20 protein-coding genes, 1 tRNA gene and 1 pseudogene are annotated in these 23559 nt (G+C 68.0%); 10 read left to right on the top strand and 12 right to left on the bottom strand.

Annotation, left to right across the window (positions count from 1 at the left end; all coding sequences use genetic code 11):
• Positions 1 to 518, top strand: a 518-nt coding sequence (locus ACFQ4G_RS20825) for a hypothetical protein (protein WP_379040999.1), incomplete at its 5' end; no start/stop codon positions are given.
• Positions 519 to 554: 36 nt separating this feature from the next.
• On the opposite strand, the gene gspD is transcribed toward ACFQ4G_RS20825, so the two are convergent.
• Positions 555 to 3119 (bottom strand): type II secretion system secretin GspD, encoded by a 2565-nt coding sequence (gspD, locus tag ACFQ4G_RS20820; RefSeq protein WP_238208621.1) that lies wholly within the window; start codon positions 3117 to 3119, stop codon positions 555 to 557.
• 658 nt (positions 3120 to 3777) lie between these two features.
• Here gspD and ACFQ4G_RS20815 point away from each other — a divergent pair.
• The gene (locus ACFQ4G_RS20815; RefSeq protein ID WP_238208620.1) at positions 3778 to 4227 is read left to right on the top strand and encodes a transposase; all 450 of its coding nucleotides are present in this window, start codon (positions 3778 to 3780) and stop codon (positions 4225 to 4227) included.
• On the opposite strand, the gene ACFQ4G_RS20810 is transcribed toward ACFQ4G_RS20815, so the two are convergent.
• From ACFQ4G_RS20810 to ACFQ4G_RS20770, 9 genes are all read right to left on the bottom strand, one after another.
• Entirely contained in the window at positions 4224 to 4994 is a 771-nt protein-coding gene (locus ACFQ4G_RS20810) for a molybdopterin-dependent oxidoreductase (RefSeq protein ID WP_238208619.1), read from the bottom strand. The two genes, ACFQ4G_RS20815 and ACFQ4G_RS20810, sit on opposite strands and share 4 nt — an antisense overlap.
• On the bottom strand, positions 4991 to 5635 hold the full coding sequence (locus ACFQ4G_RS20805; RefSeq protein ID WP_238208618.1) for a cytochrome b/b6 domain-containing protein: 645 nt from the start codon (positions 5633 to 5635) through the stop codon (positions 4991 to 4993). Before ACFQ4G_RS20805 ends, ACFQ4G_RS20810 begins: the two co-directional genes overlap by 4 nt.
• 60 nt (positions 5636 to 5695) lie before the next feature.
• On the bottom strand, positions 5696 to 6172 hold the full coding sequence (msrB, locus tag ACFQ4G_RS20800; RefSeq protein ID WP_238208617.1) for a peptide-methionine (R)-S-oxide reductase MsrB: 477 nt from the start codon (positions 6170 to 6172) through the stop codon (positions 5696 to 5698).
• 57 nt (positions 6173 to 6229) lie between these two features.
• Positions 6230 to 6958: an NrsF family protein gene (locus ACFQ4G_RS20795; RefSeq protein WP_238208616.1), complete on the bottom strand. Its 729-nt coding sequence runs from the start codon at positions 6956 to 6958 to the stop codon at positions 6230 to 6232.
• Positions 6951 to 7541, bottom strand: coding sequence for a sigma-70 family RNA polymerase sigma factor (locus ACFQ4G_RS20790; protein ID WP_238208615.1), 591 nt, complete (start codon positions 7539 to 7541; stop codon positions 6951 to 6953). The genes ACFQ4G_RS20795 and ACFQ4G_RS20790 overlap by 8 nt, the downstream gene beginning before the upstream one ends.
• 105 nt (positions 7542 to 7646) lie before the next feature.
• Positions 7647 to 7889, bottom strand: coding sequence for a pentapeptide MXKDX repeat protein (locus tag ACFQ4G_RS20785; protein WP_238208614.1), 243 nt, complete (start codon positions 7887 to 7889; stop codon positions 7647 to 7649).
• 82 nt (positions 7890 to 7971) lie between these two features.
• The gene (locus tag ACFQ4G_RS20780) at positions 7972 to 9948 is read right to left on the bottom strand and encodes a protein-disulfide reductase DsbD family protein (RefSeq protein WP_238208613.1); all 1977 of its coding nucleotides are present in this window, start codon (positions 9946 to 9948) and stop codon (positions 7972 to 7974) included.
• Between the two features lie 119 nt (positions 9949 to 10067).
• Entirely contained in the window at positions 10068 to 10736 is a 669-nt protein-coding gene (locus tag ACFQ4G_RS20775; protein WP_238208612.1) for an NrsF family protein, read from the bottom strand.
• Position 10737: 1 nt separating this feature from the next.
• Complete coding sequence (locus ACFQ4G_RS20770) at positions 10738 to 11433, bottom strand: DUF1223 domain-containing protein (protein WP_238208611.1); 696 nt, start codon at positions 11431 to 11433, stop codon at positions 10738 to 10740.
• A gap of 323 nt (positions 11434 to 11756) precedes the next feature.
• Between ACFQ4G_RS20770 and ACFQ4G_RS20765 the strand changes: the two genes are divergently transcribed.
• Positions 11757 to 12323, top strand: a complete 567-nt coding sequence (locus tag ACFQ4G_RS20765; protein WP_379041001.1) for a fasciclin domain-containing protein — start codon at positions 11757 to 11759, stop codon at positions 12321 to 12323.
• A 796-nt stretch (positions 12324 to 13119) separates the two neighbouring features.
• Here ACFQ4G_RS20765 and ACFQ4G_RS20760 read toward each other — a convergent pair.
• Positions 13120 to 14163 (bottom strand): IS110 family transposase, encoded by a 1044-nt coding sequence (locus tag ACFQ4G_RS20760; RefSeq protein ID WP_238208609.1) that lies wholly within the window; start codon positions 14161 to 14163, stop codon positions 13120 to 13122.
• Between the two features lie 217 nt (positions 14164 to 14380).
• Here ACFQ4G_RS20760 and ACFQ4G_RS20755 point away from each other — a divergent pair, with 217 nt between their 5' ends.
• From ACFQ4G_RS20755 to ACFQ4G_RS20725, 7 genes and pseudogenes are all read left to right on the top strand, one after another.
• Positions 14381 to 15610 carry a DUF3095 domain-containing protein gene (locus tag ACFQ4G_RS20755; protein WP_238208608.1) on the top strand — a complete coding sequence of 410 codons (1230 nt, stop codon included), beginning with the start codon at positions 14381 to 14383 and terminating at the stop codon, positions 15608 to 15610.
• Complete coding sequence (locus ACFQ4G_RS20750) at positions 15607 to 17352, top strand: patatin-like phospholipase family protein (RefSeq protein WP_238208607.1); 1746 nt, start codon at positions 15607 to 15609, stop codon at positions 17350 to 17352. Before ACFQ4G_RS20755 ends, ACFQ4G_RS20750 begins: the two co-directional genes overlap by 4 nt.
• A 116-nt stretch (positions 17353 to 17468) precedes the next feature.
• Positions 17469 to 18758, top strand: coding sequence for a glycosyltransferase (locus ACFQ4G_RS20745; protein ID WP_238208606.1), 1290 nt, complete (start codon positions 17469 to 17471; stop codon positions 18756 to 18758).
• Between the two features lie 258 nt (positions 18759 to 19016).
• Positions 19017 to 19223, top strand: coding sequence for a ferredoxin (locus tag ACFQ4G_RS20740; RefSeq protein ID WP_238208703.1), 207 nt, complete (start codon positions 19017 to 19019; stop codon positions 19221 to 19223).
• The gene (locus ACFQ4G_RS20735; RefSeq protein ID WP_238208605.1) at positions 19220 to 20539 is read left to right on the top strand and encodes an NAD(P)/FAD-dependent oxidoreductase; all 1320 of its coding nucleotides are present in this window, start codon (positions 19220 to 19222) and stop codon (positions 20537 to 20539) included. The genes ACFQ4G_RS20740 and ACFQ4G_RS20735 overlap by 4 nt, the downstream gene beginning before the upstream one ends.
• Positions 20532 to 21785 carry a cytochrome P450 gene (locus tag ACFQ4G_RS20730; protein WP_238208604.1) on the top strand — a complete coding sequence of 418 codons (1254 nt, stop codon included), beginning with the start codon at positions 20532 to 20534 and terminating at the stop codon, positions 21783 to 21785. Before ACFQ4G_RS20735 ends, ACFQ4G_RS20730 begins: the two co-directional genes overlap by 8 nt.
• Positions 21786 to 21928: 143 nt before the next feature.
• Positions 21929 to 23017 (top strand): annotated as a pseudogene (locus ACFQ4G_RS20725) (IS3 family transposase).
• Positions 23018 to 23277: 260 nt separating this feature from the next.
• Here the strand turns inward: ACFQ4G_RS20725 and ACFQ4G_RS20720 are convergent.
• Positions 23278 to 23353: transfer RNA gene (locus ACFQ4G_RS20720), tRNA-Lys, on the bottom strand.
• Positions 23354 to 23559: the final 206 nt, after the last annotated feature.

The raw sequence follows: 23559 nt of genomic DNA, 5'->3' as shown, positions 1-23559 counted from the left end.
CGCCCGGTCCGCCGCTCCTCGACCTCGCCGCCCTCGCGGCGTCGGATACCGGCGCGGCCACGGCCTCCCCGATGTTCGACCCGGAGCGCAGGCCCTGGACGGCGCGCGGCAGCCGCGAGGACCTGACCGCCGAGACGAGGCCCCGGACGATGCTGTCGGTGCGCGGAATCCTGATCGAGGACGGGGCGCGGCGCGCTCTCGTGTCGGATGGAAGCGGAGCGCCGGCGTGGCTGTCCCCCGGCGACGGGCAGGGCGCGTGGCGGCTCGTCTCGGTCGAGCCCGAGGCCGTGGTGGTGGCCGATGCCGGCCGCCAGTACACCCTCACCTATCTCGGCGCGCCGGTGGCCCTGCGCCGGCCGCCGCGCCATCCCATGCCGGAGGCACCGGGCTTGCGGCCGTCCCTCGGCCTCGGCGACGCTCCTGTTTCGCCCGATGCGGCGGCACCCGCTCCGGTTCCACAGCGGGGACCGGGCCGTGCGTCGGTGCGGCGCATCGCGATCGACCCGCCCGGGCGCTGAGCGGGCGGCCTTCGCCGGGCGAAGGCCTGTCCCGGGTCAGTCCATCGCGCGGCGCAGGATGCCCGGCGGTCCGTAGGGCGTGGCGGCCAGCGGCCGCGGGGGCGAGACGGGACGCACCGGCATCATCGCCCGGACCTGTTCGCGAAAATCCTGGCTGATGCGGTCGGCATCGGCAGTGCCGCGGATGACGCGCGGGCGGATGAAGATGATGAGCTCGGTCCGCACCCGGGTATCGACCCGGTTGCGGAAGGCCGGCCCGATCAGCGGCAGGTCGCCGAGCACCGGCAGGCTCTCGTTGGTGATCAGCGCCTTCTCCTGCACGAGGCCGCCGATGGCGAGGCTATGCCCGTCCTGCACCGCGATGCTGGTTGCGACCCGGCGCTGGCGGATCGTCGGCGAGTTGATGGATGAGGTCGTGGTCTGCACCACGTCGCTGACCTCCTGGTTGATGTCGAGCGTCACGAGGCCGTTCTTGTTCACCCGCGGCGTCACCGAGAGGATCACGCCGGTGTCCTTCATCTCGATCTGATTGAGGATCGGCGCCCCCGCCGCCAGGGCGCTCTGCCCGGTCTGCTTCACGATCGGTACCTGGTCGCCGACCTGGAGCTTGGCCGTGCGGTTGTCCATCACGGTGAGGTTGGGCGAGGAGATCACGTTCACCCGCGTGACGCCCTGGAGGGCGTTGACCACGACGTTGAAGTCGGTGGCGTTCAGGAGGTAGTTGAAGCCCGGTACGCCGCGCGACGCCGCCGCCACGAGACCGGCGGTGCCCCCCGTGGCCATCGCCGCGACGGTGCCCGCCTCGGCGAGGTTGAACTGGCCGTGACGGCCGTTCTTCAGGAACCACTGCACGCCGAAGCGCAGGTCGTCGTTGAGCGTCACCTCGGCGATGATCGTCTCCATCATCACCTGCGTCGGCATCGCGTCGAGGCGGCCGAGGATCCTGAGGATCTTGTCGTACTGGTTGCGGGTGGCCGAGATCACCAGGCTGTTGTTGGTCTCGTCCGGCATGATGCCGATCTGGTCGCGGCGCTGGCCGGCATTCGAGGCGGCCATCCCCGAAGGCGTCGGCCCGGCCCCGTAGGCGCCGGGCTGCATCCCGCCCTGCCCGCCGAGGTCGAAGCCGCCCGCCCCGGAGCCGAAACCGGCCTCGTTCCCGATCCCGCCCGCGTTCATGCCTCCGGAGTTCATGCCTCCGGAGTTCATGCCTCCGGAGTTCATGCCTCCGGAGTTCATGCCTCCGGAGTTCATGGCTCCGGAGTTCATGCCACCCGAGCCCATGCTCCCCGAATTCATGCCACTGGAACCCATGCCACTGGAGTTCATGCCACCGGAGTTCATGCCGTAGCCGGCCCCGTTCAGGCCGCCGGAATTCATACCGCTCGAATTCATGCCGCCCGCGTTCGGGCCCGCGCCGTTCATGCCGAACCCGCCTCCGGCCCCCATGCTGGCCCCCATGCCGGTCCCGTCGCCGAAGCCTCCGCCGCCGGAACCCGACGCATTCCCGCTGCCGCCATAGGTGCCGAAGGTGCTGCTGACCGCGGCGCTCACCCCGGTCTCGGCCGCCACCACGCCCTGCAGGACGATGGCGAGCTCGCGGGCCGAGCGGTTCTGGATGCGGTAGACGAAGAGCTGGCGCTCGCGCTCGGCCGCCATGGTCTCGAGACGGCCGATCCAGTCGCGGGCCCGATCGAGATAGGCCGCGCGCGCGCTCACCACGAGGATGGCGCCGAGCGCCTCGTTGGGCACGAAGCGGATGATGTCGCCGGTGCCGGCGGTCTCGCTGCCGAAGATCTGGACGAGGTCGCGGGCGAGGGACGCGGGATTGGCGCTGCGCACCGGGATCATGGCGGTCGACATGCCGCTCATCCAGTCGACGTCGAACACCGCGATGGTCTCGCGCAGGGCCTGGATCTGGGCCCGGTCGCCGGACAGGATCAACATGTTGCGGGTCTTGTCCGCCCGCAGGATCACGTCGCGGGGCGCGACGGAGGCGAGGATCGCCTGCATCTCCGCGGCGGAGATCCAGCGCAGGGGGATCGCCTGGGCTCGGGCGCCGGGCTCCCCGGCGAGGTCCGGCACGCTCCGGACCGGCAGGATGCCGGGCGGTCCGCCGATGGGCACGATCTCCACGGTGGCGCCGCGCCGGCGCAGGGCGGCGCCGCGGGCCGCGAGGGCGGATTCGAACATCGCCAGCAGGGTCTCGCGCCGCACGGCGCCGGCCGTCTGCAGGGTCACGGTGCCGGTGACGCGCTCGTCGATCGTGTAGTTCCAGCGCAGGGTCTGGGAGAGTACGGCCTGGGCCGCCACGGGGATCGGCACCTCGACGAGGTTGAGGCTGACCGGGCCGCCGGGGAGCGGGCCGGAGACCACCGCCTCGCCGCCGAGGAAGCGGTCGCTGCCGCGCTGGACCACCGGGGCGCTCCTCGCCGGCGGGGCGGCCGAGACGACATCGCGCGAAAGGCCACCGGACTTGAGGCGGCCAGCCTCCGAGAATACGAGGCCGGCATCGGCCGCCCGGGCGGCGGGCCCGGCCACGAGCCCGGCGAGCAGGCCGATCAGAAGGGTATGGCGTCCCAGGATGTTTACGGGTGTCGCCATGTCCCCCGGTGCCTGATTGTCTTGAAATTCCGTATCGCAGACTGGATTAATCAATTCGTGGTTAAATATTCGTTAAATCTGTTTTATCTGACTATCATTAGATTTCATATAGAAAAATGTAGCTTCATCGAGATTTGTTTTATGACGAAGATGTAATCGATCGTTCTCGCAGAATGCATGGCAAGGACGAGCTCGTGCGTCGATGTCAAATTCCGGTGATGCTCTGATTCATTTGTGGTCGGCCCGCGCCAGAACGACTGGATCTATGTGGCCACCCGACTGCGGAATATATTCGAGCCGACAGAGCCATCGCAGGCAGCGTCGTACGCGCGCCGGTTCCGAGGCATCGGGCCGCCGAGTTATGGTCGTTTCGATGCCCATCGAGGGCTGGTCACAGGGATAGGCTTCCAGTGGCTTTGCAACCGCGCGCGGCCAGCGGCGCCGGCCATGCGTCGCCTGAACAGCTTTCCCGGCCCGAGTTCCATTTTCCGAACACGTCCGATCGCGGTCCATAAACGCAAATTACGCGCGTGAGTTAGGAGAGCCTAACTGACGACCCAATCATCACGTTGACACCACAAGCCCCCACGGATTGTAAGTAGGAATATCGAACGCTTTCACCGCCCCGACTTTTCAGAGCCGTGACGCTGCCCGCTAGATGCTTGAGCAGATCCGCTGGGCGGAAGGGCAAAATTGCTACCATTGCGGTTATTTCAAATCTTACGCCACCAAGAGCGCTGGCGTTTACCGCTGCGCTGAGCCTGAGTCCCGCAAAGACTTCACCGTCACCATGCGCACCGTCATGGAGCGGACCAAGGCGCCGCTCAACAAGTGGCTGATGGGCTTCTTCATGATGTGCTCGTCCAAAAAGGGCGTCAGCGCGCATCAGCTTCATCGCTCGCTCGGGCTTCCTTATCAGACCGCTTGGTTCATGGCTCACCACATCCGCCACGCGATGTCGGTCGGCGGTCTCACCATGCCGACTGCGCCCGAGCCCATGGGTGGCGCTGGCAAGTTTGTAGAGGCCGATGAGCCTTACTTCGGCAAAGTCGAACAGGTGAAGCCGTCTGCGCAGCGCAATCTGTCGTTCCAAGTGCGGTCTCACTAAAGCCCGGAAAACCAGTTGTAACCCTGATCTTCCCAGTAGCCGCCCGGATAATCGTTCGTCACCGTAATGGCCATGATGTGCTTCGGATTCTTGAACCCGAGCTTCGTCGGAATGCGCAGCTTGACCGGGAAGCCGTATTTCGGCGGCAGGGGTGCGCCAGCGTAGTCCAGGGCCAGGATCGTCTGGGGGTGAAGCGCGCTCGGCATGTCGATGCTCGTCCAGTAGTCGTCGCCGCAGGCGAAGCGGACGTACCGTGCGGTCGTGTCGGCCCCGATCCGTTCGAGGAAGGTCCGGAACGGGACCCCCGACCATTGCCCGATGGCGCTCCAGCCCTCCACGCAGACGTGGCGGGTGATCTGCGATTCCTGCGGCAGGGTCCTCAGGCGGTCGAGCCTCCACGGCGTCTTGTCGGAGACGAGACCGGCGAGTTCGAGCTTCCAGGTCGAGCCGTCGATCACCCGGATCTTGCTCGCCGGATAATAGGCGTTGAAGGGAAAGTCCGGGGTGATGTCCGAGACAGCGAAGGTCGGGGCCAGACGCGTGCCCCCGAAGAGGGCGCCCTGGACGCGATCGTTCAGACGCGAGATCCCACCGAGGACGCGCTCCACCTGCGGGTTGTCGGAGATGTCGCAACCGCCGAGCGCGAGGCTCCCCGCCGCGACGAGGCCGCCGCGGAGGAAGAGGCGTCGGTCGGCCCGAACGAGGTGAGTCTCGGGAATCGCGAGACCCGGACGCGGACTGCGGAGGAGGCGATCGAGGGGCTTCATGGCTTCACCACGCGGTTGCGGCCGAGATGGATCTCCCGGCCGATGATCATCGTCGGAAGGGTCTTGGGAACCAGGAGCACCAGGGCGAGGTGCACCGCCACGAAGCCAGCGATGCCGGCCATGGCGAGGAAATGGACGATCCGCGCCATATCGTAGCCGCCCATCAGGGCGGTCAGAGGCGCGAACTGGACCGGCTTCCAGATCGCGAGACCGGAGAGCACGATGACGATTCCGATGAGCAGAACCGCCACGTAGAGGAGGCGCTGAACGGCGTTGTAGACGCCCGGGTTGTGGGGGAGCCGGAACTTCAGGGCCGCGACCAAGTCATGCGCGATTTCGCGCGGCCGCAGGGGCGTGAGGCGCCGGCGCAGGTGGCCTGAGGCGAGACCATAGGTCAGGTAGACGAGGCCGTTGGCGACGAGGAGCCACATTCCCGCGAAGTGCCATTGCAGGGCCCCGCCGAGCCAGCCGCCCAGGGTGATGGCCTTCGGGAACGCCCAGTCGCCGAAGATCGGAGAGGCATTGTAGATGCGCCATCCGCTGCTGATCATGATCAGCATGGCCAGAGCGTTCACCCAATGGGTGATCCGGACGACGAGGGGGTGGATCGGGCGCTCGGTCAGCGGCGAAGGGGGATGCATCGGGACCGTCCTGAAGGGTTGCTGGCTTGCGGAGCGTCGGGCCCGAAAAGCGGGATCGTTTCAGGCGGGCTCGAAGCGCAGCGCGACGCCGTTCATGCAGTAGCGAAGTCCCGTGGGGGCCGGTCCGTCGGCGAAGACGTGGCCGAGATGCCCGCCGCAGCGGCGGCAATGCACCTCCGTTCGGCTCATCCCCAGACTGGAATCCGTCGTGGTCCCCACTGCCCCTGGGAGGGGAGTGATGAAGCTCGGCCAGCCGGTCCCGCTCTCGAACTTCGCACTGGAGGCGAATAGCGGCTGGTCGCAACCGGCGCAGACGAAACGACCGGCGCGTTTCTCGGCGTTGAGCGGGCTCGAGCCGGCGCGTTCGGTGCCGTGCTGGCGCAGAACCGCGTAGCCGGCGGACCCGAGCCGGGACCGCCAGGCGGCCTCGCTCTTCACGACGGCGAAGGTTCCGGCCAGGGCTCCTTCAGTGGCGCGAAGGAATGTCAGGATGCCGAGCGCCGAGACGCCGGCCGTGAGGATCTGTCTGCGGTCCATGATGCCGATTTCCTTGCCGAGGCCCTGGACTGTCATTCGCCTTACGGATCGAGCCGGTTACAGGTCGGCCTCGCGGTGCCGGCCTCGCGACCCGGCGGTTCTGTCGAGAAGGCGGCCGCCGAAGAGACCGTTCAGGCCGACGACGACGAGGACGGCGACGAGGTGAACCAGCAGGTCCGTCGCGGTGGCGTCGTGCGGATGAAACGGCACCAGCAAGGCCGCGGCCGCCGCGGCTGCGGCGAGCCCCCCGAGGGCCGCCGTGAGATTGGGGCGTAGCGGACAGGCCCGGCGCAGCATGAGCACCAGCAGTACGGATAGCGGCAGCGAGACCCCCATCAGGAACACGAAGCAGCCCCGCATCTCCTCCGGATCGGCGAGGTTGGCGGCCGGCGCGAGCCAGCCGCGAAGGCAGCCGAGCCCACTGGCGCCGAGCCAGAGGATGAGAGGCGGGAGCGGGAGCCATGACCAAGCCGCACTTCGGCCAGGCACACTGCTCTGGAAGGCGGCAAGGGCTGCCGCGATGGCCGTGAGGATCGCGCCGACGGCCGCCCAGTGGAGGTCCGGCACGGCGAGGCGCGCCCGCAATCCCGAAAGGTCGGACATCGGCACGAGGAGGAGACCCACCGTGAGCACCGCACCGGACCAGAGGAGGGTCCGGCGCCCCGGGCTCGGGAGCCGTCGGACCGGCGTGAGCGATTGGGCCAGATCCTCGACGAGGTCATGGGTGGACGGGACGCGGGTGAACGCGACTTGGGTGGATCGGTCGTGAGTGGCCGGATCAGGCATCCGTGCCCTCCTTACGGGATGAGAGAGAAACGCGGAGGGCCTTGAGACCGCGATGGAAGTTGACCTTGAGCGCACCCTTGGTCCGCCCGGTGAGTGTCGATGTCTCATCGAGGGACAATTCGCGCAGGGCGATGTGCTCGATCGCCTCCCGCTGTCCTTCGGGGAGATGCGCGACGGCCTCAGCGAGGATCGTTGCGCGCTCGCGACGCTCCAACTCGTCACCCGGCATGGGACCGTCGTCGGCACGCGCCTCAAAGGCGAGCGGCTCGTGCACTTCCTGCGGACGACGCCCCTTGCGGCGCAACGCGTCGACCGCCCGCCGCTGTGTGATGGCGCGCAACCACGGCAGGAACGGGCGGCCCGGATCGTAGGTCGCCCGTGCCCGATGGAGGGTGAGCAGGGTGTCCTGCACGACGTCGTCGAGGGCTGCTCCCTGAACACCCTTGGCCCGTGCCATCGCGGAGATCACCGGCACGCAATCGCGCAGGAGTGCCCGGTAAGCCGCGGCATCGCCGACTTGGGCCGCCTGCATCGCGGCGGACAGGGACGCCTCGCCGGACAATACCGTTGGTCGAACAGCCATGGGAGCCGATGTTCCGGACGCTGCGGGGGAGAGCCGGGAAAGGGACCCGGCATGAGGAGCGGGCGGCCCGGAAGGCCGACCCGCACCGTCCGCATGAAACCGGGCTTACTTCTTCATCGAGTCCTTGGCCATGCCATCCTTCGCCATGCCATCCTTGGCCATCGAATCCTTGGCCATGCTGTCTTTGGCCATGGAGTCCTTGCTCATCCCGTCCTTTTTCATGCCGTCCTTGGCCATGGAGTCCTTCGCCATGCTGTCCTTGGCCATGGAATCGACGGCATAAGCCGGGGCTCCGGAGAACGCGGTGGCAAGGACGACAGCAGCGGCGACGCGGAAGAGAGTGCTCATGTGAGGTGATCCTTCTGGTGTGTACCGAACGTCTTGGCGGTACTGAAAAGTCTTTCGGAGGGGGGCCGACGACGGTTACAGGTCAGGGCGAAAATTCCGTCGTGATCTTGTCCGGGCTCTCGCGCTCTGCCCGGGCGATGGCGGCACGCAGCGTTGCCGGCGTCAGCAGTTCCGGCAGGGCCTCTCCACGCGGCAGGCCGGGCCCGTAGACGGCCACGAGCGGGATCCCGAAGCGTCCGAAGCGGCGCAGGTAGGCGAGGATGGCCTGATCAGGCTGGGTCCAGTCCGCCCGCATCGCGACCGCGTCGGGCGCCGACAGCCGCGCACGGTTCTCCGCGCGATCGAGGGTGGTGACATCGTTGATCCGGCAGGTCAGACACCAGGACGCCGTCACGTCGACGACGACGACCTTGCCCTCCGCCACCAGGGCCGGGATCGCTTCGGGGGCGAAGGCGCGCCAGGGTCCGTCCTCCACCTGAGCCACCGGGGATGTTCCGAAGCTGGACGGCCACACCGTGACAGGCACGAGCGCGAGGACGAGGGACGCCGCGACGAGGCTTCGGCGACGATCGGGAATGCGCTTCCGCCGGCTAAGGGCGAGCCAGCCGAGGAGAAGGGCCAGGATACCCGCCAATCCCATCGCCCGACGGATGCCGGCCACTTCGGTGAAAACCGTCATGAGCCAAAGAGTCGTGCCGAGGAGGAGAAAGCCGAAGCCCCTCCGAAGCCAGATCATCCAGGGGGCCGGTCGCGGGAGCAGGCGCGTCCATCCGGGTTTCAGCGCAAGAAGCACGAAGGGGAGCGCCATTCCGAAGCCGAGCGCCGCGAAGACCATCAGGATTTCGAAACGTCCCCGGGTCAGCGCGAAGCCTACCGCGCTTCCGACGAACGGTGCCGAGCAGGGCGTGGCCAGCAGGGTGGTGAAGGCGCCGGTGAGGAATGCTTCCGACAGGTGTCCGGAACCGCGTAGGGATGCGAGCGCGGCGATCGGGCGAGGCAGCCCGATGGTGACCCACTCGAACAGGCTCGCGGCGAACAGCGCCGTGAGCAGGGCCATGCCGGCGAGAAACCACGGTGCCTGGAACTGGATGCCCCAGCCGACGCTGGCGCCCGAGGCTTTCAGGGCGATCAGCAGCACGGCGATGAAGAGGAAGGACGCCAGGATGCCCGCCGCCGTAGACAGAAGTTCGGCCCGGACGCGCCCCCGGCCCGCTCCGGCTACCCGCGTCAACGCGAAGGCCTTCAAGGACAGGACCGGCAGGACGCAGGGCATCGCATTCAGGACGAGACCTCCGAGCAGCGCCGTCGCCAGGATGGAGAGCCACTCACCCCAGCCGATGCCGGCCATGGGCTGCAGTGTGAATTCGGTGCTGCGCAGGCCATCGACCAGGGTAACGCGGAGATCGGTATCCGCGACGTCCGGCGGCAGCCTCAGGGCGAGCCGGGCCGCATGGCCACCATCGGATAGGGCAACCGCCGGAGGGGCCGTCACGGCCCCCTTCGGACCCTCGACGAACACGTCCGGTGCGACGAAGGCTCCGCGTTCGCTGGTCACCCGTAGGACCAGGCGCCGATCCTGCGGCGGTCCCTCGCGGACCTGCCCGACAATGGCGAAACCCGCAGCCTCCGGCGGCCCGGGAACGCGCTCGCGCGCGGCCCTGATCAGTTCCGATTCAGCTGAGGGGCGATCCGTTCCCGCTGGCAGCGCGAGGTCCATGATCGCCCGGTAGGGCACGCAGACCTCGCCGCAGGCCGCGTGCACGAGGCGCAGGTGAAGGTGCGCGGCCCCGTCGCCGCGCCGTGCAAATCGGAGGGGCAGGACGACGCCGGATTCGTACACGAACGTCTGAAGATCGCCGACGGAGAGGCGTCGCGGTGCGGGCCAGGCGATGGAGGCGGGCACGAGCCCGTCCGATCCGCTCCAGTCGAAGGTCGGGGCCAAGCCGGCATCGCCCGGACTGCGCCACGCCCCGTGCCAGCCATTACCGAACCGAAACTCGAGAGCGGCCTCGACCGGCGATCCCGGGCTCACGGCGTCCGTGGCCGTCACGAGCCGCACTGCCGCCCTGTCGTCGCCGATCCACGCGGTGGACGCCGCCTGCCCGGGGGAAGCTCCTAGAAGGAGAAACGCGAGGCACGCCAGCAGGCTTCGCCGGAGGAGATCGAGCAGGACCATCCTCAGGCGCTCGCGCGGAGCAGGCGCCGGCCGAACCCGGCCCCGGCCCCCGAGAGAAGCGCGACTGCGAGCGCGTGCAGGGCGAGGTCGTTCAGCGCCATCGCGAAGGGGTGGAAAAGGCCCAGGATCGAAGCCGCGGCGGAGGCCGCCGCGAGACCCGCGAGGCCGCCGCTCAGGGATGGATGGAGGGCGTAGCCGTTCCTCAGGATCGCGGCGAGGAGCAGCGTGAAGGGAACGCCGAGCCCCAGGATGAATCCGACGCAGGCGCAGGCTTCCGACAGGGAGATCGGTGCTCCGTGCTCCGCGCCCGCTCCGGAGACACTCGCCCCGATCCAGAGCGCGAGGCTCGGCGCGGGCAGAAGGGCCCAGCGCGGATGACGGTCGGGCAGCGTCGCCAGGATCGCGGCCGCCGCCGCCGTGACGGCGGTGGCGATCGATCCGACGGCCGCCAGGACGAGGTCCGGCTCGCCAGCGTGGCGGGAAAGCGCTCCCTTCAGGTCGGCGACCGCCGCGAGGCCGGCGCCGGGGAGGGCGACGACCAGCAGCCAGCCGAGTATCCGCCGGAGCGGTGAGCCGAGGCGCCGGACCGGAACGAGGCTGCGGGCCAGCGCGTCGATCAGGCGGGCATGAGGCAAGGCGGCAGGGCTCGTCTCGTCGGTCCGAAGGGGCATCTCAGGCTCCCGGCGCAAGGCGTGCGGCTCCGAGGATGCGGCCGTCCGATTGCTGTACGATCACGGCGGCATCCTGGCCGGCCGGCAACGCCTCGCTGAACTGCAGGGGCTCGCCCGACCAGGTGCCGAGGGTGCGCAGCGAGCGCACGACATTAGCCTGGACGAGGGTGCGTCCGCTGTTCTCGCCCCGTGCCACGGGGGTGCGCAGTGACCGTTCGAAGCCGACGAGAATCACCCGGGCGCTGCCCTTGCCGGACCCGACCGTCACGGAAATGCGGCCATTCCGGCGCGCGACGGCGATCTCGGTTCCGGCGCCCATCTCGGCCCGGGCCGCCGCGATGGCCGAGGCGGCCTCCGCACGGCGCGAACCCACCACACTCCTGCGGCCGTCGATCACGAGCTGCGGCGTGAAATTCCCCTCGCCGAGACGCCCCGCATAGGTCGCCTGCCGCTCGGTCGCGCCCGCGAAGGACGCGGTGTCCTTCCAGCCGAGATCGTCCCAGTAAGTGACGTGGAATCCCAGCGCCAGGAGGTCGTCGCGACCGGCTAGCTCACCGAGCAGCGCTTCCGCCGGCGGGCAGGACGAGCACCCTTGCGACGTGAAGAGTTCCACCACCACGGGCCGGGCCAGCGCAGGGCCGGACACGAGCATGACCGGTCCCAGGGCGAGGAGAAGAGGAATGAGGCGGGACGACATGGCGTGCTCCGGGACGATGCGGGATACAGGTCATTCGTCCGAGGCGAGGCCTGGTTACAGGCCTTCTGTGACGAGGGAAATCTTAGACCCATCGTCCGTCCACTTCCCCAAGTCACGTTTCGTGTCACATCATCCCTCGACAGCGATGAGCCCGGTTCACGGCAGGAAATCACTTCGGAGAACAAGAAACTTTCCCTCCTCACGGGGCCGGGATGAAATCATTCTCCCCATCAATGACTGCCTGAAACTTCTCCGTACCGCCGGCCGTAACGATCTACGACCCCGCATGACGGGGCCGACAATCGGAGTTACGCATGACACGCATGTTCAAGGTCGCCAGCCTCACCGTCGCCATGGCGCTCACCGGCGTTGGCGCGTTCGGCGCAGCGGCCCAGGCGGCGGAGGAGAAGACGGTGATGGTCGGCGGCGCGCCGATGTACCCGTCTAAGACCATCGTCGAGAACGCGGTCAACTCGAAGGACCACACCACCCTCGTCGCCGCGGTCAAGGCCGCCGGACTCGTCGACACGCTCTCGGGCAAGGGACCGTTCACGGTATTCGCGCCCACGAACGCCGCCTTCGCCAAGCTGCCGGCCGGCACGGTCGATACGCTGGTGAAGCCCGAGAACAAGGCGACGCTCACCAAGATCCTGACCTACCACGTGGTGGCCGGCACCATGACGGCGGCCGATCTCCAGAAGGCGATCAAGGCCGGTAGTGGCAAGGCCATGCTGAAGACGGTCGAGGGCGGCAGCCTGACCGCCGAGGAGAAGGGCGGCAAGATCGAACTCGTCGATGCCAAGGGTGGCATGTCGACCGTCACGATCGCCGACGTCATGCAGTCGAACGGCGTCATCCACGTGGTCGATACCGTCCTGATGCCGAAGTAAATTTCGCGCTTCGCCAACATATCGAGGCTGTCCGGATCTTGTCCGGGCAGCTTTTTTGTATCGATCGCCTGGATCTCTATGATGCGGAATGAGGTGTTCCACCCGGAAGATTAATGATGGCTTCTGTAATTGGGCTTCCGCCGTCAAGGGTGCCGTGCCAGTGCGTCTGCTGGAAGGTTTTCTTCGGGTGTGAAGCGGCCGTTTATTTCCTTCCGTTACATTACTGAGGAGACGCATCGAGTGGGTGGGTATGATCAGCATCTATCATTTTTTAGTCGAGTTTTTCTTGGACGTTCCTACATTTGGAACGGCGCTCTCGCGCAGCTTGAAAGTATTTCTTGTAGGCATATTTCTGCTTGGAATTTGCCTAGTTCTGCAAATTTCAGCCGAATACGCTTTTGTCATATACATCTCAACCATGTTATTACCCTTATTTATCGCCGGTCAATATGTGCGGCAGCGTTCTAAATCAAAGCGCAGCTAGACCAAGCTGCTATCTCACCGGCCGCTATAGGTCGAAAGTTTGCGTTCCCCGGTCGCGCTGTAGGGCGCGCTCGGCGGTCAGGTCATCGCACACTTTGATCTCGTGCCCACGGGGCTCTTGGCTTCTGTCCGTGGTCGGCACGCGGCCGCCACATGATCGCGTTCCGATGAGAGGCGAGCCTATATGCGACAGCGGACGTGACCCGAGGGTCAGCACAGCCGTCATTCCGGCTTCACCTCCCGCCCGTCCCCGTGAGGACGACCCTTCGAGTCCAGGCGCGCCCGGCCTCGATCCCTACAAACCGTGAGATGTCTACGCGGCGGCGGCCGCAGCTTCGACCGCGCCGAAGCGGAAGGACGTGCCGTCCACCCACATGCGGTGCATCACCACCGCCATCTTGCGGGCCAGCGCCACCGTCGCGCGCTTGTTGCCCTGGCGCTGCGCCACCTTCGTCGCCCACGCCTTCAGCCCGGACCACTTCTTGACCCGATGCAGCATGACGTGTGCCGCCTCGAACAGCGCGGCGCGCGCATCGGTGTCGCCCGTCTTGGTGATCCGCCCGTTCCGGTCGATCTCGCCGGATTGGTGCTTGCGCGGCACCAATCCGAGGATCGCCCCCACCGAGCGCGACTTAGCGAACCGGGCTGGGTCCTCGATGGCGGCGATGAAGGACAGGCCAACCACCGCGCCGACGCCTGGCACCGTCATCAGCCTGCGGCAGACCGCGTGCTCACGGGCGATCTCAAGCACCATGCGGTTGAGCCGGTCGAGCGAGAGCAGCATCGCCGCATGCGCCTGAAGCAGCACGTCGAGGATGGCGGCCACGCGCGGCAGGTCGGCCGTCAGCTTGCGGACCCGCTCCGAGAAGGTCCGGCGCTTGGCCGTGCCGAGCTTGATTCCGAACAGACAGAGCGAACCGCGGATCTGGTTCTCCACGTCACCGATCTTCAGCACTAACGTCTTGCGGCTGGTCAGCAGCGTTCGCAGCTCCATCGTCCGGCGTGCCTTCACGTGGACCTGCCGGAACCAGCCGGTGCGCAGCATCTGGGCAAGCCCACGCGCATCGTTGCGGTCGGTCTTGTGGGTCATCGCGACCATCGCGGCACGGGCGTGCCGGGCGTCCATGCATACGACATTGGGCACGCCAAGTTCGGTCATCTCCTCGCAGAGCCAACCAGCCAACGCCCCGGTCTCCAGGCCGACGCGGGTCAGCGGTAGGCCGAGCGCGCCGAGCCACGTCGCCAGCGCCTCCGGCTCGCTCGCGACCTTGGCCTCGCGGAGGATCTTGCCCTCCTCATCGACGACGCACACCGACGTCTCCGCCAACGAGACATCCAGACCGGCGTAGTAGTGCATGACCCTGCTCCCGGATGATCGGTCGCGGGCGTCACGCCGGCAGACCGGATTGAACCACCGAGCAACTTGCCATGATCCGCGACGCGGGGAAGTCTGGCGTAGGCCCGATTACCCGATCTGCGTAACCGAGTCGCGTAACGTGGCGAAACCTAACAACGGGTGCTCGCCAAAAATCTTGCCCCGCGGAAGATCTCGAAGGCGAAAGGGATGCTCGGCGATGCCTGTGCACTACGCCCTCACTGACGCGGAACCCGGGCCAGCCTCGCCCACATGCCAGCAGATGGCTCAGGCCGAGGCTGGGGTCTCAGCTCCTTTCCGCTACGCCGACGTGCCACGTCTCACGCGGTTTTCCGATGTGCTCGACGAAACCCGCTACGTCCCGGTGCCGAACACGTGGTGGATCGCCCTGTGCGACGTGGTCATGTCGACCCGGGCAATCGAGGATGGACGCTATCGGTCGGTGAACATCGCCGGCGCCGCCCTGATCACGGCCGTGAGCAACTCCCTTCCTGGTGCCGACCTGCCGTTCGTCTTCGGCGGTGACGGTGCGACCCTTCTCGTGCCACCCGAACATCGCGACACGGTCGAGGCGGTGCTGGCCGAGACGGTGACGTGGGTGCGCGAGGCACTCGGGCTCGATCTACGGGCTGCGCTGATCCCGGTTTCGGCGGTGCGTAAGGCCGGCCAGGACCTGCGCATCGCGCGCTACGCAGCCTCCGCCCATGTCGATTACGCGATGTTCGCGGGCGGCGGCCTTTCCTGCGCGGATGCCGCGATGAAGCGTGGGCTCCACGCGATCCCGGCGGGTCCGGCCGGTGCGAAGCCCGATCTCACCGGCCTGTCCTGCCGGTTCGAGGCCGTTCCCGCCCAGGATGGCCTGATCCTGTCCCTGATCGCCCTGCCGAGAGAGGGCGCGGACCGAGAAGCCGTCCTTGCCATCCTCGGCGCCATCCTGGCCGAGGTCGATGCGAGTCCCGGCATGGGGCGCCCTCTGCCGGAATCGGGGCCTTCGATGCGGACGCCCTGGTCGGGCCTCTTGGCGGATGCGCGGGCGGAAGGGACGCTGGCGGGATCGAGGTTCCTGCGCGGGGCGGCGATGTTCGTGACGCGCGGCGCCGCCTTCGCACTGTTCAGTCTCGGTCTGCCGTTCGGACGCTTCTCGCCGCGCCGCTATCGACGGCGGCTCGCCGCCAACGCCGATTTTCGGAAATACGATGACGGGCTCCGCCTCACCGTGGCCTGTCCGCTCGCCACGGCGGATCGGATCGAGAGCCGCCTCGCCGTGGCGCAAGAGGCGGGGCTCGTGCGGTACGGCCTGCACCGCCAGGATGCCGCTGTCGTGACCTGCGTCAGCCCGTCGGTCCTGCGCGACGACCACGTCCATTTCGTCGATGGCGCCGACGGCGGCTACGCGCGGGCCGCCGCCATGCTCAAGCGACGGCCGTGACGGGACCAGAGATCCCGTTCCTCGACGGGTTGGACGCGGAAGCCGTCGCCGCGGTGCGCGCGCGCATGGTCCCGGTGGCCGTGGCGGGCGGGAGCAAGCTGTTCGTGCAGGGCGAAGCCGGGGATGCGCTCTACACCCTGGTCTCCGGTGCCATCGGGATCTCGGCCGATGCCACCAGGGGCTCGCCGCGCCGGATCGCCCGCCTGCGCCCGCCCGAAAGTTTCGGCGAGATGGCGCTGCTGTCGCCGGCACCTCGGTCCGCCACGGCCACGGCCCTGCGCGATTCCCGTCTGCTGCGGCTGACCCGCGCGGATTTCGAGGAGGTGATCGAGCATCATCCACGGATGCTGCTCTATTTCGCCCGGCTGCTCACCGAGCGCATGCGCGCCACCCAGACGGAGGAGACGGTCCGCCACACGCCGTGCAGCGTCGCCGTGCTCGCCGTCACCGAGGGGCTCGACGCGGCCGCCTTCGGGCATGCCCTGGCCCGCGCCTTCGACGATACGATGACAGGCAAGACGGGATGCCTCACGCGCTGGCCGGACGGGGCCGACGAGGCGTGGTTTCACGCCTACGAGACCGCCCACACCCGCACGATCTTCGTTGCCCACGAAGTCGGTTGCCCGTGGTGCCGGCTGTGCCTGCGCCACGCGGACCATGTCCTATTGCTGGCCGAGCCCGGCCGGCCACCGCGACCCGGGGCCGCCGCCTGGCTCGGGACCCTGCGGTCGGACTGGATCCGCATGGATTTCGCCGTCCCTCAGGACGCGGATGCGGTTCTGCCCCGCCCGCTTCACCCAGATGTCGCTGCCTTACCCGCCGCCCTGCGCATTCCGGTCCGTGCCGGAAATGCGAAAGATCTCGGTCGTCTGGCGCGCCTGGCGAGCGGCTCGGCCCTGGGCCTCGTCCTCGGCGGCGGCGGCGCGCGCGGCCTTGCCCATCTCGGCGTACTGCAGGCCCTGGAGGAGGCCGGCTACGCCCCGGACTTCGTCGGCGGCACCAGCATGGGTGCGGTGGTCGCGGCGAGCCTCGCCATGGATCTCGGCATCGACCGCATCCGCACACGGACCGTCGATTTCTTCGTCGGCCACAATCCCCTCAATGACTACACGCTGCCCTATCACGCACTGACCCGCGGGGCGAAGGTCGATGCGGGCCTCGCCGCGTGGTTCGGCGGCGCCCGGATCGAGGACCTCTGGCTCCCCTTCCTCTGCGTCTCCTCGAACCTGACGACGGGCTCGGCGATGGTCCATCGCTCCGGCGACTTGCCGGGAGCGTTGCGCGCCAGCATCGCGATTCCGGGCCTGCTCCCGCCGGTCTGCACCGAGGAGGGCGTCCTGGTGGACGGCGGGATGATGAACAACCTGCCCGCCGACGTGATGGCCGGCCTGGAGCGGGGGCCGGTGCTCGCCATCGATGTCGGCAGCGACCGCGCCTTCGGCGACATGCCGGCGCGCTCCTGGCGCGGCCGCATGATCCGGCGGATGCTCGGTGTCCCCTATGCCATGCCGGGCATCGCGCCCCTGCTGCTACGGGCGGCGACGGTGTCGAGCGACGCGCAATCGATGATGGCGGTGGGCCACGCCGCCGCCCTGCTCAAGCCGCCGCTGGCCGGCATCGACCTGCGGGCCTGGGCGAGCTTCGAGGCCATCGCCGGGATCGGCTACCGCCACACCCGGGAGGCCATCGCCGATGGCCGGTTGCGGGCATGGACCGAGGGCGACGGCTCGCATCGGCCATGAGACGGCCCGGGAAGCCCGGTGCGCAGGCGCACCCGATCGGAGATCCCCCATGTAACTCTCGGGTGCGCCGCAGCGATTGCCTTGCATCGCAACCGACGCATCGAGGACGTACCGCCATGAAGGTACTGATCGCCGCCACGGCCCTCACAGGCCACGTCAATCCGCTCCTCGCCGTCGGCCGGCTTCTCACCGCACGCGGGGACAGCGTCGTCATGACCACCGCAGAGGGGTTCCGCGACAAGATCGAGGCCGCGGGCCTGCGCTTCGCGCCCATCGACGATGGCCATGCCGCGGAATACCGCGAGACCAGCCTGCCCGTGGGGCCCGAGCGCTACCGGCGTGAGTTCGCGCGGCGCTTCATCGACCCGATCCCGGTTCAGGCCGAAGCCCTGAGCCGGCTCGTCGAGGAGGAACGGCCCGACGTGATCGTCGCCGGAAGCCTGTTCCTCGGCGTGCTGCCCCTGCTGCTCGGTTCCCGGCCGCGTCCGCCCATCGTCGTCCTGAACGTCAGCTTCCTGTTCCTCGACAGGCCCGACGATGCGCCGGTCGGCCTCGGCCTGCCGCCGGCCCGGAACGCGGACGAGCGGGCTCATTACGCGTTGCTGAAGGCCGGCATGGACGCCGCCTTCGTCGACCCCGTGCGTGCCCATGCGGATGCGCAACTGGCGCGCCTCGGCCTGCCGCCCCTGCCGGCGTCGCTCCCGCATTCCATCGCCATTCTCCCTGACCTGTTCCTGCAGCCGACCGTGCCCGCATTCGAGTACAATTACGGAACGCTGCCGCCCAATCTCCGCTTCATCGGCCTGCTGCCGACGCCGAAGGCCGAGGTGCCGCCGCCCGATTGGTGGCGCACGCGCGACGTGACCAAGCCCGTCGTACTGGTCACCCAGGGCACGCTGGCCAACGCCGATTTCGGCGAACTGATCGAGCCGGCGCTGGCAGCGCTGGCGGATCGCGACGACCTTTTGGTGGTTGCGACTACGGGGGGACGCCCGGTCGACGCCTTGAGCGAGCCTCTGCCCGGCAATGCCCGGGTCGCGCCGTTCCTTCCGTTCGATGCGATGCTGCCGGACGTGGCACTCCTCGTCACGAACGGGGGATACGGCAGCGTCTCGCAGGCGCTTGCAGCCGGGGTGCCCATCGTCTCGGCGGGGCTGACCGAGGACAAGGCGGAGATCGGCGCGCGCATCGGCTGGTCGGGGGCGGGCCTGAACCTCGCGACCAATAATCCGACGGCCCGCGCACTCCGCGAGGCGATCGATACGGTGCTCGGGCAACCCCACTTCCGAGCGCGGGCCGCGTCCCTCGCGCGGGCCTTCGCGGGACTGGATTCGGGTCGGGGCGTTCTCGCCGGAATCGACGACGTATTTCGGAGCGGGCCGATCGTCCGGGGGATCGCCGCATGACCGCGATATCGATCTCCGGCCGGCCCCGGATCGCATCGGTCCGAGATCGCCCGCACGACGCCAGGGCACGAACGGCCGGGATGATCGCGCTCGCCGCCACGCTCGTGCTCGCCGCGACGACCGGCCTGCCCATGAGATCCGTCGCCAACCTGATGCCGCAGGCGGACGACCGCGACGATCCGTTCCTCGGCATCTGATGATCAACGAGGCATTGTCGTGACTCACTCCACCGAGACCGTTTCGAGCAGGACCACTCCCCTGCGTGTCGTGGTCGATCTCAACCGATGCCAGGGCTACGCGCAGTGCTGCTACGCGGCGCCTGGCGCCTTCGAGGTCCGGGGACACGAGATCCTGTTCTACGACCCCGCGCCGCCCCGCGCCCGACGGGGCGAGATCGAGCGGGCCGTCCAGGCCTGCCCCGTCTGCGCCATCAGCCTGCAGGCCGATTCGGGAGAGACGCCGTGAGCGCCGCCGCGGATGTCGGCATCGTCGTCGTCGGCGCGTCGCTGGCCGGCCTTCGCGGGGCGGAGGCCCTCCGCCGAAACGGCTATGCGGGCCGGCTCACCCTCATCGGCGACGAGCCGCACCGCCCCTATGATCGCCCCCCGCTGTCGAAGCACGTCCTGTCCGGCGAATTGGCGCCAGACTCGACGGAGCTGCCGCTGCTCGTGACCCTGGACGCGGATTGGCGGTTGGGCCACGCGGCGGTAGGTCTCGACCGCGTCGCGCGCAACATCCGCCTCGCCGACGGGGCGGTGCTCGCCTACGAAAAGCTGCTCATCGCCACGGGGGCTCAGGCGCGCCCCTGGCCGGCCGCGTCGGGCGGCGCGCTCGCCAACATCTTTACCCTGCGTGGCCGGGACGATGCCGCGCGGCTGCGCGCAGCGCTGGCTCGAGGCCCGCGCCGCGTCCTCATCGTCGGCGCCGGCCTGATCGGCTGCGAGGCGGCCTCCTGCTGCCGCGCTCTCGGCCTGCCGGTCACCCTGGTCGATCCCAATCCGACGCCGCTCGCCCGCTCTCTCGGCACCTGGATCGGCGGCGTGATCGCCGAATGCCTGAAGGATTCCGGCGTTGCGTTTCATCCGGGCGCACAGGTGCTCCGCTTCGAGGGCGATGCGTCGGGCCGCGTGGTTCGCGCCGATCTCGCAGACGGGCGTACCATCGAGGCCGACCTCGTCATCGTGGCGCTCGGCGCGACCCGGGCCACGGACTGGCTGCGTGATGCGGGCCTGATGGCGGATGCCGGCGGGGTGACCTGCGACGGGGCCTGCCGCGCCGTCGCCAGCGACGGGACGGCGACCGGCGACATCTACGCGGCGGGCGACGTGGCACGCTGGCCTATCGCCCTCTACGGCGGGCGGCTGTTCTCGGTGGAGCATTGGGGCAATGCGGTCGCGCAGGGCGCGCATGCGGCGCGCAACATGCTGGCGCCGGCCGACGACCAGCACAGCTACGACCATCTCCCGGCGTTCTGGTCGAGCCAGTTCGGGATCAACATCAAGGCCGTGGGCCTGAGCGAGGGCGCGGATTCGGTCGCCATCGTACAGGGCTCGCGCGCGTCTCGACGCTTCCTAGCCGTCTACGGCCGTGCCGGCCGCAGCATCGCCGCCGTATCGTTCGACCAGGCCCGCTGGCTGCCGGCCTATGCCGAGGCGATCATGGCCGGCAGCCCCTACCCACCGATCCGCGAGGCGAGCGACCAGGGTCTATTCGTGACCACGGCGCCAGGCTTCCCGCCGCCGCGTCCCGCTCACCGATCCGACGAGGCCCGCCATGGCTGACGACACGCTGTTTTCCGAGGTGCTGGACCCGGCCAACCGGGCCGATCCCTATCCGATCTACGCGCGGCTGCGCGAGAATCCGGTCTCGCCTCAGCGCGACGGCAGCATCGTGGTGAGCACCCATGCGGCGATCCGCAGCCTGATCTTCGATCCGCGCCTCAGCTCCGAGGATCTGCCGCCGTCCCATCGCCCCCGCACCGGCAACCTCCTGAAGGACTGGCTCCTCAATCCGATCAAGGACCGCATCGCCACGGCGCACCGCCCGCTGATCTTCCGCGACCCGCCCGATCACGACATCCTGCGCAGCGTCGTCATGCGGGAATTCACAGTGGCGCGGGTGCAGGCGCTGAAGCAGCGCGTCGTCCGCGACGTGGACACTCTCATCGATGCCTGCCGGGGACGCGACGAAGTCTGCCTCGTGGAGGATCTGTCCTACCCGCTGCCCGTCGCGGTGATCTGCGACATGCTCGGAGTCCCCGAGGCGGACGAGCCGCAGTTCCAGATCTGGGCGACGCAACTCGCTACCGCCCTCGAGCCCGATGCTCGTCACGACCAGGCGAGCCGGCACAGGACGGTCGCCGCCTTCGATGCGATCTCCGGCTACATGCGCGCCTTGATCCGCGAGAAGCGCCGACATCCGGCCTCCGACATGCTCAGCGCACTCGCAGCGCCGGGCCCGCGTGGCCAAGCGGTGATGGGGGATTTCGACCTCATCTCGACGGCGATCCTGCTGCTGGTGGCGGGCCACGAGACGACCGTGAACCTCATCACCAACGGCATGCTGACCCTGCTGCGCCACCCCCTGGAACTGGACCGGCTGCGCGCCGATCCAGAGCGGGCGCCACGCGTCATTGAGGAACTGCTCCGCTACGAGCCGCCCGTGCACTTCCGGACCCGCAAGGCGCTGGGTGCCATCGAGATCGCGGGGCACACCATCCGCAAGGGCGCGCCGGTCATCCTGCTCTTCGCCGCGGCGAACCGCGACCCCGTCCGGTTCGTCGATCCGGACCGCTTCGACCCGGATCGGGAGGACATCCAGCATTTCGGCTTCGGCGGCGGGCTGCACTACTGCATGGGCGCTCCGCTCGCGCGGATCGAGGCCGAGATCGCCTTGGTGGCCCTCTGCCGCCGCCTCGTCGCGCCTCGGCTCATGGTCGACCCTCCACCCTACAGGCCCGGCGCGTCCCTGCGTGGTCCCGAGAGGCTCGGCATCGGGATCAACGGAATTGCCGCTCATCCAACATAGAAAATTTGGACGAAACCAGATTTTCCATCGTCTGCTTCTTCAACTACTCTGCCGAAAGCAGACTATGACCCTGACCCACCAAACTGGTCCGCGCTGAGCGTAAGTTTTTCGGGCATCCTGAACCCTGAAGGAGGGTGAATGCCATGCCCCGCAAACGCTTCACGAACGAGCAGATCGCTTTTGCCCTGCGGCAGGCTGAGAATAGCGCCACGGTGGACGAGGTCTGCCGGAAGATGGGCGTCTCTGAGCTGACCTTTTATCGCTCGAAAAAGCAGTTCGTCGGAATGGGGGTGGCGGAGATCCGACGGCTTAAGCAGCTGGAAGACGAGAACAGCAAGCTGAAACGGCTGGTCGCCGACCTGACGCTGGACCGCTCCATGCTCCAGGACGTACTCAAAGGAAAGTGGTGAGGCCCGCCGCTCGTCGTGAGGTCGCCGGTCACCTGCAGGTGGCCTACGGCATCAGCGAGCGTCGGGCCTGTCTGGCTACCGGCTTCGGCCGTTCGTCCCAGCGCTACAGGAAGCGCTCGGACCCTCAGGTCGCGCTGCGGATGCGTTTGAAGAAGTTGGCTGCCGCACGGGTTCGCTACGGCTACCGGCGGCTGCACATCCTGTTGCGACGGGAGGGCTGGGAGGTGAACCATAAGCGCGCCTACCGGATCTACTGGGATGAGGGGCTGTCGATTCGGTCCAAGCTGCCCAAGCGCAAACGTGCCTGGCGCTACCGCCAGGGGCGAACGGCGATCGGTGGACCCAATGAGGTCTGGGCCATGGACTTCATGTCCGACTGCGCGTTTGACGAACTTCCGTTCCGGATCCTGACGATCGTCGATTGCCACACGCGAGAGGCGCTCTCGCTCACACCGAGAGCCAACTTTCGCGCCTTCCAGGTGACCGAGGCTCTGGACGCCTTGGTCCGGCTGCGAGATCGGTCCAAGAGCCTGCGGGTCGATAACGGACCGGAGTTCGCCGGGCGCATGCGCGACCAGTGGGCCTACCTGAACGGGGTCGAGATTGACTTTTCCCGACCGGTCAAGCCGACCGACAACGCCTATGTCGAGTCGCTCAACGGCCGCCTACGGACGGAGCGCCTGAACGTCTCGCGGTTCCTGTCACTGGCGCATCAAGGAACGGAAACGCAACGACAACGAAGATCGACCTCACATGGCCTTGGGCGGCTTGACGCCCCGAGTCTTCGCCGACCAAGCTGTCATAGCCCGAGAACTTGCATAGGCCGTGGACCACAAAAGGGGTCAACTCCAACCAACGATGCACTAACTTCGAACTTGGGTCGCCGATTGGGGGTAAGCCACCTGTCGCTTTCGGCGAGGCGGAGACGTTTCGTGTTCGATTTGTGTTGCACGGAGCATCCGACGGCAGGTCGTGCGCCATTGTAAAACATGGAGGCCTGTTGCGCGCTACCGCAACACGCTACGGCTCCCCCATAGGCATGAAAAAGCCCGCTAAGTCATTGACTGGTCGATCTAAAACAATGGTGAGCGCGCTGGGACTCGAACCCAGGACCTACAGATTAAAAGTCCGTTGCTCTACCAGCTGAGCTACGCGCTCGCTCTCACGGAATGGCGGTCCCGACATGGGGGCGGGACGCCTGTCGCATCAAGCGTGGCTCGCAATAGGGGGTTGGACCGGAGGGGTCAACCGGCCACGGCTGCGGCGGCAGGGCTATCGCATTTGAGCGATGATGGTCCTGGCGAAGGCGTCGGACCATCCGGCCCTGTTTCTTTTGCGCCGAATGGACAGGCCGGGGCGGGCCT

This window comes from Methylobacterium marchantiae (genome assembly GCF_042679825.1).
Taxonomy (GTDB): Bacteria; Pseudomonadota; Alphaproteobacteria; order Rhizobiales; family Beijerinckiaceae; genus Methylobacterium; species Methylobacterium marchantiae.
This window is presented reverse-complemented; position numbering and strand designations above follow the sequence as displayed.

Bases quoted from the DNA above. Each gene is read 5' to 3' on its own strand.
- ACFQ4G_RS20790 (WP_238208615.1), bottom strand. From the start codon at position 7,541: ATGGCTGTTCGACCAACGGTATTGTCCGGCGAGGCGTCCCTGTCCGCC.
- msrB (WP_238208617.1), bottom strand. From the start codon at position 6,172: ATGGACCGCAGACAGATCCTCACGGCCGGCGTCTCGGCGCTCGGCATC.
- ACFQ4G_RS20765 (WP_379041001.1), top strand. From the start codon at position 11,757: ATGTTCAAGGTCGCCAGCCTCACCGTCGCCATGGCGCTCACCGGCGTT.
- ACFQ4G_RS20770 (WP_238208611.1), bottom strand. From the start codon at position 11,433: ATGTCGTCCCGCCTCATTCCTCTTCTCCTCGCCCTGGGACCGGTCATG.
- ACFQ4G_RS20760 (WP_238208609.1), bottom strand. From the start codon at position 14,163: ATGCACTACTACGCCGGTCTGGATGTCTCGTTGGCGGAGACGTCGGTG.
- ACFQ4G_RS20815 (WP_238208620.1), top strand. From the start codon at position 3,778: ATGCTTGAGCAGATCCGCTGGGCGGAAGGGCAAAATTGCTACCATTGC.
- ACFQ4G_RS20795 (WP_238208616.1), bottom strand. From the start codon at position 6,958: ATGCCTGATCCGGCCACTCACGACCGATCCACCCAAGTCGCGTTCACC.
- gspD (WP_238208621.1), bottom strand. From the start codon at position 3,119: ATGGCGACACCCGTAAACATCCTGGGACGCCATACCCTTCTGATCGGC.
- ACFQ4G_RS20730 (WP_238208604.1), top strand. From the start codon at position 20,532: ATGGCTGACGACACGCTGTTTTCCGAGGTGCTGGACCCGGCCAACCGG.
- ACFQ4G_RS20775 (WP_238208612.1), bottom strand. From the start codon at position 10,736: ATGCCCCTTCGGACCGACGAGACGAGCCCTGCCGCCTTGCCTCATGCC.
- ACFQ4G_RS20755 (WP_238208608.1), top strand. From the start codon at position 14,381: ATGCCTGTGCACTACGCCCTCACTGACGCGGAACCCGGGCCAGCCTCG.
- ACFQ4G_RS20745 (WP_238208606.1), top strand. From the start codon at position 17,469: ATGAAGGTACTGATCGCCGCCACGGCCCTCACAGGCCACGTCAATCCG.
- ACFQ4G_RS20810 (WP_238208619.1), bottom strand. From the start codon at position 4,994: ATGAAGCCCCTCGATCGCCTCCTCCGCAGTCCGCGTCCGGGTCTCGCG.
- ACFQ4G_RS20805 (WP_238208618.1), bottom strand. From the start codon at position 5,635: ATGCATCCCCCTTCGCCGCTGACCGAGCGCCCGATCCACCCCCTCGTC.
- ACFQ4G_RS20785 (WP_238208614.1), bottom strand. From the start codon at position 7,889: ATGAGCACTCTCTTCCGCGTCGCCGCTGCTGTCGTCCTTGCCACCGCG.